The sequence below is a fragment of the Psychrobacter sp. KH172YL61 genome, assembly GCF_007182895.1.
In the GTDB taxonomy this organism is placed as follows: domain Bacteria; phylum Pseudomonadota; class Gammaproteobacteria; order Pseudomonadales; family Moraxellaceae; genus Psychrobacter; species Psychrobacter pacificensis.
On record NZ_AP019516.1, the window covers coordinates 743,638 to 757,072 of the forward strand.

The window sequence follows — 13,435 nt, forward strand, 5'->3', positions numbered from 1 at the left end:
CCAATACTCACCAATAGATAAGGATAACGACATGGGCCAGTCTTCTAACGCCAATCGCATTCAAAAGGCATTCTTGCCATCGACCAACAGTTGTATGACTTTATTGAAAACGAAGTGCTGCCAAAAGTTGGTGTTGATTCAGACAGTTATTGGTCAGGTTTTGAGAAGGTTATCAAGGAATTTACGCCACGTAATAAAGCGTTGCTAGAAACTCGAGACAAGATTCAAGCACAGATTGATGAGTGGCACCTACAACACCCTGCAAAAGATGGCGAAATCGATTATCCAGCTTATAAGACATTCTTGCAAGAGATTGGTTATCTGCTGCCAGAAGGTGATGACTTTACGGTCAGTACAGAAAATGTCGATGACGAAATCGCGCACATCGCAGGGCCGCAGCTGGTCGTACCAGTACGTAACGCTCGTTATGCATTAAATGCGACCAACGCACGTTGGGGTAGCCTATATGATGCGTTGTATGGCACCGATGTTATCAGTAGTGACAATGGTCAAGAAGCGGGTGGTAGCTATAATCCTACTCGCGGTGCTGCTGTTGTCGCTTATGCCAAAGCATTTTTAGATGAGCATTTCACACTAGCATCAGGCTCTTACAATGATGTGACCAGTTTTAAAGTGATCGATGGCAAGCTTGAAGTCGTACAGGGTGATAGCAGTACCGAGCTAAAAGATACGGCTAAGTTCGTCGGTTATGTCGGCGAGGCAGATAGCCCCTCTGGTATTTTGCTCAAAAACAATGGCTTGCATGCTGAGATTCAGATCGATAGTAATCATCCAGTTGGCAAAGATGACCCAGCAAATATCAAAGACGTGCTACTTGAGTCAGCCATGACTGCGATTCAAGATTGTGAAGATTCGGTCGCTGCTGTAGATGCAGAAGAAAAAGTGGAAGTCTATCGCAATTGGCTTGGCTTGATGAACGGCGATCTACAAGAGACCTTTGAAAAGGTGGCAAAACCCGTACTCGCAAACAAAACCCAGATCGTGAATATAATACACCTGATGGCGGTAAGCTGATTTTGCCAGGTCGTTCGCTACTCTTGATTCGTAACGTGGGTCATCTCATGCAGAACCCCGCAATTTTGGTTGATTTAGGCAATGGCCAAGAGCAAATATTTGAAGGCTTAATGGATGGTTTAATCACACCATTATTATCACTCAATGATATCAAAGGCAAAAACGAGCTATCAAACTCACGCCAAGGCTCTATGTATATTGTGAAGCCAAAAATGCATGGCCCTGAAGAAGTTAAAATGGCCAATGATTTGTTCAACGCATCAGAGGACTTATTGGGTCTAGAGCGTAATACGCTCAAAATCGGTATCATGGACGAAGAGCGCCGTACCACAGTCAATCTGAAAGAAGCGATTCGCCAAGCAAAAGAGCGTGTTATCTTTATTAATACAGGTTTCTTAGATCGTACGGGTGATGAGATGCATACCAGTATGAATGCCGGTCCGTTCGTGCCAAAAGGCGACATGAAGTCGCAAGCATGGCTACCTGCGTATGAGCAGTGGAACGTTGATATCGGTCTAGAGACTGGTCTGCAAGGTCATGCTCAAATTGGTAAAGGTATGTGGGCAAAACCTGATGAGATGAAAGAGATGATGGACACCAAAGCGGCTCATCCGAAATCTGGTGCCAGTACGGCTTGGGTACCCTCACCAACGGGCGCTACCTTGCACAGCATACACTATCATCAAGTTAGCGTGGCCGATGTACAAGATACGCTTAAATCACGTGAGCGTGCGAGCTTAGATGATATTTTGACCATTCCATTGGCAAAAAATACCAATTGGACAGAAGAAGAGAAGCAGCAAGAGCTTGAAAATAATGCTCAAGGTATCTTAGGGTATGTGGTACGTTGGGTAAACCAAGGCGTAGGCTGTTCCAAAGTACCTGATATCAATGATGTTGGCTTGATGGAAGATCGTGCTACCTTACGTATCTCTAGCCAGCATATTGCCAATTGGTTACATCATGATGTGGTAAGCGAGCAGCAAGTGATGGACACAATGAAACGTATGGCAAAAGTCGTCGATGAGCAAAATGCAGGCGATAGTGATTACCAGCCAATGGCAGATAACTTTGATAACTCTTATGCATTTAAAGCAGCCTGTGATTTGGTCTTTAAAGGACGCGCGCAACCTAGCGGCTATACTGAACCATTGTTGCATCAAGCGCGCCTTGATCTAAAAAGCCAATGCTTAGAGAGGCCGGCTTAGCAATGGGTATTTTAGCGTATGCTGAAGTCTAAGGTGTAGTATCTAATCTTGCTCGTTTGTAACGCTAAATATGTCATAAATACGTTGGTCGATTCTTCATAAGCGCTATTTATTTATCAATGGATAGCGCTATTTGGGCAATTATTTTGTTTTTATTAAAATATTTTAATACTATAAGTAATGATATTAATCAATAAAAGCGCTATCTGCTTGAGTAGATAGTGCTTTTTTTTGTAGCTATTTGGATTTTATAGGTGACTTGTCATTTGATACTGGGGGTATCGAAAAGCGAAAAAATATGTTGCAAATTATGTCAAAGTTGTTATGCTTGTACTCGAAGTATGAGTTTGGTAACGGATGTTACGCAGTAGGACGCATAAGACTTAAGTTTACATGGCAGTTACGTTTTTAATCCCAGTTATGTGAGTCATGGTTTTTATCTTAACTGTAATAGAAATTCGCCATACTTGTTTCTGACTAAACTTGGTAGCCAGTTACACATTATATCTTTGAGGATTTGTGACGATACCATTATGGGCGCCAGCTAATAATGGCTTGCTCATTACTACAATTGTAAAGTGGAGATACCCCATGAAAAAGTTACTTTTAGCTACAGCAATCGCAGCCCTATCTGTATCTGCCGCACAGGCAGCACCTACCGTTTATGGTAAAGTATTCGTTACTACTGATTACGTTAATGCTGAAATTGATGGTCAGAATATGGATAATAATAACAGAATTAATGAAGACAACGGTTCATTACAAGTTAATTCTAATATTTCACGTTTAGGCTTCAGAGGCTCTGAAGCGATAACGGCCAACACTGACGTAATTTACCAATTAGAGTACGGCGTTAAAGTTGATGATAGTGGTAGCGATAACATTGGCTTCAAAAGCCGTGACACTTATCTTGGTCTAGTCAACAAAGATTTCGGTCAGTTCCGTTTTGGTCGTAACTACACAGTCATTGACTATATCAATAACGTATCAGTTAATGAAGGTTATTGGGATAATCTTGGCTCTAGTACTCTGAACAACAACGACAGCTTTGCTAATATTTTGACCCCGACCGTTGGTAACCGTATCAACAACTCTATCATCTGGTTTGCTCCTAAATACAACGATCTACCATTAGCGCTTGCGCTGATGTATGGTGCTGATGAAGACTTTATATCTGAGAGTGGTCGTGACGCAGGCTATGGTGCCTCATTGATGTTTGATCCAGGTACAGGCATTACCGCTGGTATTGCTTATGAGCAAGACATGAGTGTTAGTGGTGATATTATCCGTGGCAGTGCTAGCGTCGATTTAGGTAAATATATCGCAGCTCCTGTAAAGTTAGGCGTTCTATATCAAGAAGCTGACTATGCCGGTACTACTACTGCAACAGAGGACGGTTTAGTGGTGAGTGCTGAAATGGGTCTTTCGAATTTTGCCCGTCCAGCCTCTGTTTATATTCAGTATGACAAAACCGACAATATCAGTGGTCTTGAGAATAATGACTCAAATCAAGTCGTTGTAGGTGGCAAATATGCGTTTAAAAATAATATGATCGCTCATGCCTATGCTGGTCTAAATTCAGCGGAATTAAACAATGGTCGTTTTGGTTCGAGAGACGAAGACGGCAATGTTAATGAAATCGACTTACGTGGTGATATTGACGTACTCGCTATCGGTGGTGGTCTAGAGTACTTATTCTAATCTAACCATTAGAATCTAAATAAAAAACTCATCCTTCGGGGTGGGTTTTTTTGTTTTGTAATCAATACTGTGTCTTGAACAACAGCGTGTCTTAAATAACAGAATCCGTAAAATTAATAATAACATTTGTGTAAACTTTGGTTTTTTCATCTTACTGTAATATTTGCTTGGTAAAGTTATGTCTAAGCAGTTCTTATGGCTCGCTATATATATGGTTTCGAAGGTATAGGACCTTGCCATTATATATCTAATGATCTTAGACCATTTATCACTCAAATCGTAAAGTGGAGATATCCTTTGAAAAAATTACTTTTAGCCACAGCCGTCGCTGCACTTTCAGTTTCTGCTGCCCATGCTGCGCCAACTGTATATGGTAAAGCATTTTTAACCTTAGATTATGTTAGTACAGACTACGATGCAGCTAACAAGACAGATGAAGATACATTTAAACTTAACTCTAATCAATCACGTATTGGTTTTAAAGGTGAAGATGATCTTACTGATACCACTAAATTAGTCTATCAATTGGAATATGGTATTGATGTTGATGACGATAGCCAACAGTTTAGATCACGTAATACTTATGTAGGCTTAGCCCACAACACTTTAGGTACTGTACTAGCGGGACGCCATGATACCCCATTGAAACTTGCACAAAACAAAGTTGACGTGTTTAATGATAGCTTATTTGATATTAAAAATGCGGGTGTTTCAGGTGAATACCGTGCTAACAATATGGTGGCCTATCAATCACCTGTTATTGTCGGTATGCCAGTGAGTTTTATGGCAGCTACCGCATTATCAGAAACTGATGCCGACGGTGATATTCTCGTTTCCGCAGAATCTGGTACGAAGCCTGCAGTCTATCGTGATAGAAAAGTAAAAGATAACGGTTATTCTGCTTTATTAGCCTATGACAAAAATGGTGTTTATCTAGCCGGTGCTTATGACAAAGACATGGGTGCTAACAATGTAAATACTGGCGTGATTGATAATACGTGGCGTTTGGTTGCTGGTTTAGATATGGGCAAAATGAATATGGTTTCGGGCTTAACTTTAGGTGCTCTATACCAACAAAGCCAATACTACGATAATTATAGCATCGTTAACAACAACCGCGTTAACAAAGCCAGTGAAGATGAAAAATCTTGGCTAATTAGTGGTAAATATAAAGTTGGTGCAACACCTTGGGCAGTTAAAGCACAGTATGTTAATACCACTGACGAAAAAGGCGTAAAAGATGCTGATGTAAATGAAATCGCAGTTGGTGGAGAATATGCATTCAATAAAGCGACCACGGGTCATATTTATGCAGGGCAAATCAGCCGTGACAATAACAAAGATGACTTGATTGTAGGTACGGGTATTGAATACAAATTCTAATCTAAACATTAGAAAACGTATTATAAAAAACTCATCCTTCGGGGTGAGTTTTTTTGTTGTGACCTTTTAAAGCCGCAGTGGGTTATAATAGCTACGTATTTACGATGATTACGCACTTATGACAATTAAGCGTTAAAAACTGAGTGTTTTAAAGAGTTTGCGCTTTTGCCCTATATTTTGTAGCGTATTTTTAGTAAAATCCTTCTTTACCAATTACCGACAGAGTACTATGACCAAGTTTATATTTGTGACCGGTGGGGTAGTGTCCTCACTAGGAAAAGGTATTACCGCAGCCCTCTTGCCGCAGTCCTTGAAGCACGTGGCGTGAGCGTGACGATGACCAAAATGGATCCGTATATCAACGTCGATCCAGGTACGATGAGTCCGTTTCAGCATGGTGAGGTGTTCGTCACCGAAGATGGCGCAGAGACAGATTTGGATTTGGGTTATTATGAGCGTTTTTTACGTCACTCAAAAATGAGTAAAAGTAATAACTTCACCAGTGGCCGTATTTATCAAAATGTTTTAAATAAAGAACGTCGCGGTGAATACCTTGGCGGTACGGTACAGGTTATTCCGCATATTACCGATGAAATCAAAAACAAAAATCCTCGCGAGCGGCGAAGGATATGATATTGCTATTATTGAGATTGGCGGTACCGTCGGTGATATCGAATCCCTTCCTTTTATGGAAGCTGTCCGTCAGATGCAAGTAGAGCTGGGGCGCAATCGCGCTATGCTCATGCATCTAACGCTGGTGCCTTATATCGCTAGTGCAGGTGAAACCAAAACCAAACCTACCCAGCATTCGGTAAAAGAGTTACGTTCTATCGGTCTGCAGCCAGATATCTTGATCTGCCGCTCTGACCACCATATCTCGCAAGACAACCGCCGCAAGATTGCGCTGTTTACCAATGTCGAAGAGCGTGCCGTTATCATGTGTGAAGATGCACAAAGTATCTATCAGATCCCGCGCACGCTACATGAGCAAGACCTTGATGATCTCATCTGTGAGCGTTTCGGTCTTGATGTGCCCGAAGCGGATTTGAGCGATTGGGATAAAGTGGTTGAAGCCCAGCTAAATCCTGAAGGAACAGTGACAGTTGCGATGGTTGGCAAATACGTTGAGCTACCAGATGCTTATAAGTCGATCAACGAAGCATTGCTACACGCAGGTATCACGCATAAAGTCGATGTCAAAATCGACTACATCGATGCTGAGCGTTTAGAAGATGACGACACTCTACTAGCGCAGCTAAAAGAAGCCAATGCTATCTTAGTACCAGGCGGTTTTGGTGAGCGCGGTACGATGGGTAAAATAAAAGCCATCACCTATGCTCGTGAAAATAATGTGCCGTATCTAGGTATTTGCCTTGGTATGCAGCTGGCCGTGATAGAGTATGCGCGCAATGTACTGAATATCAATGCCAACTCTTCTGAGTTTGATCGTAAGACAGCTGAGCCTATCATTGGGCTTATCACCGAATGGTTAGATGAGCGCGGCGAGCTACAGATTCGTAGCGATGACTCAGACCTCGGCGGTACCATGCGCCTAGGCGCGCAGCAAGCAGAGCTGGTTTCTGGTAGCAAGCTTGCTCAGATTTATGGTGCTAACAATATCACTGAGCGCCATCGCCATCGTTATGAGATGAATAACCGTTATATTGAGCCATTAGAGCAAGCGGGTATGACTATATCTGGTTATTCTGCCAAGCAGCATTTGGTAGAGTCGGTAGAGATTAGCGAGCATCCATGGTTTGTTGCTGTACAGTTCCATCCTGAATTTACTAGCTCACCACGCGGTGGTCATCCACTGTTTAATAGTTTTGTCAAAGCGGCGAAGAACCATAGCGAAGCAAAATAGTCTTCATAATAGAGTAACTCTATATAATGTAGTGTAAAGTAAAAGTATTTATTATAAAAAAGACTGATCTTCGGATTGGTCTTTTTTTTGCTCAACTCAGGTTGTTTGTTGTTATTAACGAGTCAATATCCTCATTAATAATCTCTAATTACGCTTGCATACTTTTTTTTAATCAGGCTATCGGTTACAATATGGGATGGAGATATTAATAACAAAATAAGAGGTAGTGGCTAAATGGAAAACCTATTAACGGCGCAATCACACATTGCACTTAACACGCCTAATAATAAGACGATCAACATTGGTAATGATCAACCCTTTGTATTATTTGGTGGGATGAACGTCTTAGAATCTAAAGAGTTGGCGTTTGAGATTGCTGAGCAATACGTTGAGATATGTGAGCGCTTGGGTATCGGCTATGTGTTTAAAGCGAGTTTTGATAAAGCCAACCGCTCAAGCCTGCATTCATACCGAGGGCCGGGACTCGCGCAAGGTATCGATTGGCTCGGGCAAATCAAAGAAAAATTCCAAGTACCGATTATCACTGATGTACATGAACCTCATCAAGCAGCACCAGTCGCTGAAGTTGCTGATATTATCCAGTTGCCAGCTTTTTGTCACGTCAGACGGACTTGGTTCATGCGATGGCAAAGACAAACGCGATTATTAATATCAAAAAGGCACAGTTTTTGGCGCCGCATGAGATGCGACATATTGTCAATAAGTGTCTAGAAGGCGGTAATGATAAGCTGATACTTTGTGAGCGTGGCAGCGCCTTTGGTTATAACAACTTAGTCGTTGATATGCTCGGATTTGATACCATGAAGCAGATGGATATCCCCGTATTCTTTGACGTGACACATAGCTTGCAGCAGCCAGGCGCGCGTAGTGACAGTGCAGGTGGGCGCCGTGAGCAGATTACGACACTGGCACGTGCTGGTATGGCGACAGGATTGGCAGGGCTTTTCTTAGAGGCGCACCCAAATCCAGAAACGGCGAAATGTGATGGGCCATGTGCGCTGCGCATGAGCCAGCTAGAGCCGTTTTTGCGTCAGCTTAAGCAAATTGATGATTTGGTCAAAGGCTTTGAGACATTAGATACTCATTGATATTATAAATGATAAGAGGGTGATGCAATGGCGATTCAAACCGCACAAGTCAGTATAGAAAATATCGACGATGAAGATGGTCTAGATAGTGTAATGACCGCTCTTAAGAATATCTCAGGCGTGACTGCTATCGATCTAGATCCTGTGCATGATGTTGCAACGGTCAGTTATGATGATACGGATACGAGTATTCATGCTTTGACGGCGGCGATTAGTATGGTTGATTATGTGACTCAGCCATTTCCTATCGATGCGCCGCAAAATCCGCATCATAGAGACTAAGATATATGGACGATCTGAATGCTACATAAGCAATGAGTAGCGTTCAGGTTTTTATTAAGAAGTTCCTGTCTTGTTAATAGCATCTCGTTAATAAAGTAACAACCAAAGTGTCTTGCTGTCGCTGATGATAGGGCTTATGCTTGTTTAGTGGTACTTTGATAGGTTTTGAGAAGTAAATATTGAAGAACAGCTATCAAGGCTACTTTTCACTAATAAAAATAAGGAGCTAACCATGGCAAGCCAAACACGTATTATTCAAATTGATGGCATGACTTGCAGCGGCTGTGTGGCAAGTGTACATACTGCTACTGCCGACATCGACGGTTTAGATACGATCACCGTTGATCTAGCTGACAATCTAGCGACGGTCACCTTTGATGATAGCAAAACCAGTGCAGAAGCGATTGCTTCGGCCATTGATGAGGCTGGATTTGAGGCGACTGTCGCTAATTCATAAATGTCGTCATCTATCTACAAAACCAGCTACCATGTTATTACTGGCATGTTAGCTGGTTTTTTAATGGTTAAAAATTCTGACTATAGATTACGTCCATGGCTGTCCTAGTTTGCTGCTATTTACTAAATGATTGAGGCTTACTTGAATAGATGATGGTTGTGACCATCTAATAGGTGCTACCTGAATATATTGCAATATGTCTGTCTATAATAACTGGGTAGCCTAAACAGCGTATTCATACTGATTGTTATCGTGTTTTACTTGTTTCATTTGATTTTTTTGTCAATCCACTGATATTTTATTATGGCTTCTATGAGTATATAGACGCTATAAAGAGTTATTTTTATGAATGATACTACCCGTACCACTAGTGATGGATCCTACGATGTCGAGACTGACATTCAATCAAATACGCCACTTGCACCGCAACGTGCGCATCTGCAATTGGCGATTGATGGCATGACGTGTCAGGCCTGTGCTTCACGAATCGAAAAGGTGCTGAATAAAAAGCCTTCGGTGTATGAAGTGAGTGTGAATTTTGCTGGTGAGACGGCAAATGTAGATTATGATCCGACGCAAACGACGCCAGAACAGGTCACAGAATGGGTAAACAAGACGGGTTTTGTTGCCAATCTACAGGCCAGCGACAGTTTATTTGCAAAAACAGATGAAGACACAGCCACCCAATATCCATGGCGATTGATTGGTTTATGGTTGTGTTTGGTGCCATTTTTGGTGGGTATGGCAGGCATGTTGGTGGGTGCTGGGATGGCGTGGATGCCGCCCATTTGGATTCAGTTTATTTTAGCGACGATTGTACAGTTTGGCTTTGCGTTACCATTCTATAAGAGCGCATGGGCATCCATCAAAGGCGGTCTTGCCAATATGGATGTACTGGTGGTGATTGGTACCGTGACGATATGGGCATATTCGGCTTATCTGTGGCTTACTCATGGCGATGGCACTTTGGGGAGCCTCTTGCAAAGTGGACACATGGGCGGACACGGTGCTAGTAATAGCCCAGCCGTATATTTTGAAGCAGGGGTGATGGTCATTGCGTTTGTGCGGACTGGTAAATACTTAGAGGAACGTACCAAGAAGCATAGCCTCAACAGCATTGATTTATTATTGTCATTAACGCCTGATGAAGTCGAGCAGCAGCAGCCAAATGGTGATTTTCACTCTATTGCACTGTCTGATGTACAAGTAGGTGACATCCTACGTGCCAAGCAAGGTAGCCGTATCGCGACCGATGGCATCGTCACAGATGGTAGCGGCTGGTGCGTGGAGAGTCACTTAACAGGTGAGTCAATTGCCCTTAAAAAAGAAGTGGGCGATGGATTACTGGCAGGTGCTTTGGTGGAGAATGGTAGTTTGCTCTATCGCGTCAGTGCCAAGGGTAGTGACACCAAGCTGGGCGATATGGTACAAGCATTGAGTGATGCGCAAGGCTCAAAAGCTAACTTGGCAAGATTGGCGGATAGAGTGACTGCTGTGTTTGTGCCAATCGTGGTCACTATTGCGTTGGTTACTTTTGGCCTAACATGGTGGCTGACTGGTATGGTCGATACTGCCTTGATGCACGCCGTATCAGTATTGGTCATTGCATGCCCTTGTGCCCTTGGTTTGGCCACGCCAGCAGCTATCATGGCGGGTATGGGGGTTGCGGCGCGTCATGGCGTGTGGTTCAAAGACGCGCAAAGTCTCGAGGCGGCAGGGAATATTGACACGGTGGTGCTCGATAAGACAGGCACGCTGACCATTGGCAGACCCACTATCGTCGATCATGTCATGATGGATAAGTCGATCGCTGTTAATGATGTCTTGCAGATCGCCGCCAGTGTCGAAGCACATGCCAGTCATCCATTGGCAACTGCTTTGACCAACGCGGCTAAAGAGCGTCAGCTGTCTTTGTTCGATGTGACTGATATCAGTGTGATAAAAGGATCTGGTATACAGGCAAACATCGAAGGACTTGGACGAGTAAACGTCGGGACGGCTGAATTTGCTAATATGACGTTACCTAAGCTGATGCCAAAAGTATGGCAAATTGCCAGTACCGTTGCCATTAGTATCAATGATGAGCCACTAGGCGCATTTGCCTTAGCAGATGACTTGAAAGCGGATACCCCGCAAGCAATCACTGCGCTACAAAATGCGGGTATTAATGTGATCTTGATGAGTGGTGATAAGCAGTCGGTCGTCGATCATGTGGCAGGGCAGCTGGGTATTGAAAAAGCTTACGGCAAAATGAGTCCACGCGATAAGGCCAGTCAAATTGCACGGCTGCAAACTGCTGGTCATAAGGTGGCGATGGCAGGAGACGGGGTCAATGATGCGCCAGCGATGGCCACTGCCGATGCCAGCTTTGCAATGTTTGAGGGAACAGATGTCGCGCAGCACAGCGCTTCTGCCCGTCTAATGGGCGAGTCGCTCATGCATATTGATGCGGCGCAGAAGATTGCCCAAGCAACGCTACGCAATATTAAACAAAATCTGTTTTTTGCTTTCATTTATAACTGCCTTGGTATCCCGCTTGCCGCTTTGGGCTTCTTAAATCCGATGATTGCAGCAGCAGCGATGGCACTCAGCTCTATCTCAGTTTTGATGAATGCATTACGCTTGACACGATTTAAGACAGAGGCTGCGCTTGAGAATACGGTATCTGCCCCGCACACCAATGAAACGCGTTTAGCGAAATAATAATTGCTGTATTAGCAATGATATTTCATCAACGCAGACCAAACGAGTATTTGAGATATACCTATCTATGATGATATTTATGACCGCAAGTCAGTGTAAGATAAGGGAAGTTTGATAAAATATATGCTATGATGCCAAGCACGATAGCCAACCGTTAATCTGTTCAATAAGCCTTTCTTCATATGCAAATACAGCCATATGGCAGAAAGGCTTGAAGGGATTCTAGGTATATGAGCTATACGATATTTTGCTTTATCTTTTTTGTATGCTAGCTGCCGTTATTTATCTCACAAACTTGGCATGACCAAAGGAATTAACAGACATTATGTACGCTGAAGAAACCAACAACGTCACCGCAATTAAAGACATTCGCGCTCGTGAAATTTTTAGACTCGCGCGGCAACCCAACTATCGAAGCTGATGTGATCTTAGCTGATGGCACTGTCGGCCGTGCTGCGGCGCCAAGTGGCGCATCCACAGGCTCACGTGAAGCGCTTGAGTTACGTGATGGCGACAAATCTCGCTATATGGGTAAAGGCGTCAAAAAAGCCGTTTCCAACGTCAACAGTCAGATTCGCAGTGCTTTGATTGATAAAGATGTGACTGAGCAGCAGGGTATTGATGATGCCATGATTGCGCTAGACGGCACAGAAAACAAAGAGAGCCTTGGTGCGAATGCCATGCTAGCGGTGTCACTTGCGACGGCCAAAGCGGCTGCCAAGTCACAGAATCTGCCATTGCATCAGTATATTGCTAACTTGCGTAATCAGACGTCATTGACCATGCCTGTGCCAATGATGAACATCCTAAATGGTGGCGAGCACGCGGACAATACCGTTGATATTCAAGAGTTTATGATTGAGCCAGTTGGCTTTACCAGCTTTTCAGAAGCGCTACGTGCTGGTACAGAGATTTTCCACAGCTTAAAGTCTGTATTGAAATCACAAGGCTTAAATACCGCTGTTGGTGATGAAGGTGGTTTTGCACCAAATCTACGTAGCAACGAAGAAGCCATCACGGTTATTATGCAGGCGATCGAACAAGTCGGCTACAAAGCGGGTGAAGATATTCATCTTGCGCTAGACTGTGCGGCTAGTGAGTTTTACAAGAACGGTCAATACGTATTGGCAGGCGAAGGCAACAAAGCTTTCGATAGCCAAGGGTTCTCAGACTATCTCGTTGGGCTCACGCGTCAGTATCCTATTATCTCTATCGAAGACGGTCTTGATGAGTCAGATTGGGATGGTTGGAAGTATCTGACCGAGCAGATTGGTGATAAAGTCCAGTTGGTCGGTGATGATCTATTTGTGACCAATCCTACAATCTTGCAAGAAGGTATCGATAAGCATATTGCCAATGCCATTTTGATTAAGTTCAACCAAATCGGTACATTGTCAGAAACGCTAGATGCGATTTATATGGCGAAGAAAAATGGCTATGCAACCATCATCTCGCATCGTTCAGGCGAAACCGAAGACAGCACCATTGCAGATTTAGCAGTTGGTACCGCTGCCGGTCAGATCAAAACAGGCTCACTATGCCGCTCAGACCGCGTTGCTAAGTACAACCAATTGCTACGCATCGAGCAGCAAGTACGTGCAAGCTACCGTGGCCGTGAAGAGTTTATCGGTCTACGTGGTTAACAGACTGACTTGGCTTTTTAACGCGTAATATACGTCAAAAAGTCTAAGCT

Annotated in this window: 5 protein-coding genes and 4 pseudogenes; all 9 read left to right on the plus strand. The window is 43.5% G+C overall.

The window, feature by feature from the left end; genetic code table 11:
- Nucleotides 1–31: 31 nt before the first annotated feature.
- Nucleotides 32–2,243, plus strand: a pseudogene (locus tag PKHYL_RS03830) (malate synthase G).
- 591 nt (nucleotides 2,244–2,834) lie between these two features.
- Nucleotides 2,835–3,944: a porin gene (locus PKHYL_RS03835; RefSeq protein ID WP_071002135.1), complete on the plus strand. Its 1,110-nt coding sequence runs from the start codon at nucleotides 2,835–2,837 to the stop codon at nucleotides 3,942–3,944.
- Between the two features lie 195 nt (nucleotides 3,945–4,139).
- The gene (locus PKHYL_RS03840; RefSeq protein ID WP_240366017.1) at nucleotides 4,140–5,327 is read left to right on the plus strand and encodes a porin; all 1,188 of its coding nucleotides are present in this window, start codon (nucleotides 4,140–4,142) and stop codon (nucleotides 5,325–5,327) included.
- A gap of 229 nt (nucleotides 5,328–5,556) precedes the next feature.
- A pseudogene (locus PKHYL_RS03845) lies at nucleotides 5,557–7,191 on the plus strand (CTP synthase).
- A 234-nt stretch (nucleotides 7,192–7,425) separates the two neighbouring features.
- Nucleotides 7,426–8,300 (plus strand): annotated as a pseudogene (gene kdsA / locus PKHYL_RS03850) (3-deoxy-8-phosphooctulonate synthase).
- A 27-nt stretch (nucleotides 8,301–8,327) separates the two neighbouring features.
- Entirely contained in the window at nucleotides 8,328–8,582 is a 255-nt protein-coding gene (locus tag PKHYL_RS03855; protein WP_093071246.1) for a heavy-metal-associated domain-containing protein, read from the plus strand.
- A 232-nt stretch (nucleotides 8,583–8,814) separates the two neighbouring features.
- Nucleotides 8,815–9,039, plus strand: coding sequence for a heavy-metal-associated domain-containing protein (locus PKHYL_RS03860; protein WP_071002129.1), 225 nt, complete (start codon nucleotides 8,815–8,817; stop codon nucleotides 9,037–9,039).
- Nucleotides 9,040–9,384: 345 nt separating this feature from the next.
- Complete coding sequence (locus PKHYL_RS03865) at nucleotides 9,385–11,742, plus strand: heavy metal translocating P-type ATPase (protein ID WP_240366018.1); 2,358 nt, start codon at nucleotides 9,385–9,387, stop codon at nucleotides 11,740–11,742.
- Between the two features lie 325 nt (nucleotides 11,743–12,067).
- Nucleotides 12,068–13,385: pseudogene (gene eno, locus PKHYL_RS03870) on the plus strand (phosphopyruvate hydratase).
- The last annotated feature ends 50 nt before the right edge of the window (nucleotides 13,386–13,435 follow it).

What these genes read in the sequence shown, in the direction of transcription:
- PKHYL_RS03835 (WP_071002135.1), top strand. Translation starts at nt 2,835, where the DNA reads ATGAAAAAGTTACTTTTAGCTACAGCAATCGCAGCCCTATCTGTATCT.
- PKHYL_RS03840 (WP_240366017.1), top strand. Translation starts at nt 4,140, where the DNA reads ATGGCTCGCTATATATATGGTTTCGAAGGTATAGGACCTTGCCATTAT.
- PKHYL_RS03860 (WP_071002129.1), top strand. Translation starts at nt 8,815, where the DNA reads ATGGCAAGCCAAACACGTATTATTCAAATTGATGGCATGACTTGCAGC.
- PKHYL_RS03865 (WP_240366018.1), top strand. Translation starts at nt 9,385, where the DNA reads ATGAATGATACTACCCGTACCACTAGTGATGGATCCTACGATGTCGAG.
- PKHYL_RS03855 (WP_093071246.1), top strand. Translation starts at nt 8,328, where the DNA reads ATGGCGATTCAAACCGCACAAGTCAGTATAGAAAATATCGACGATGAA.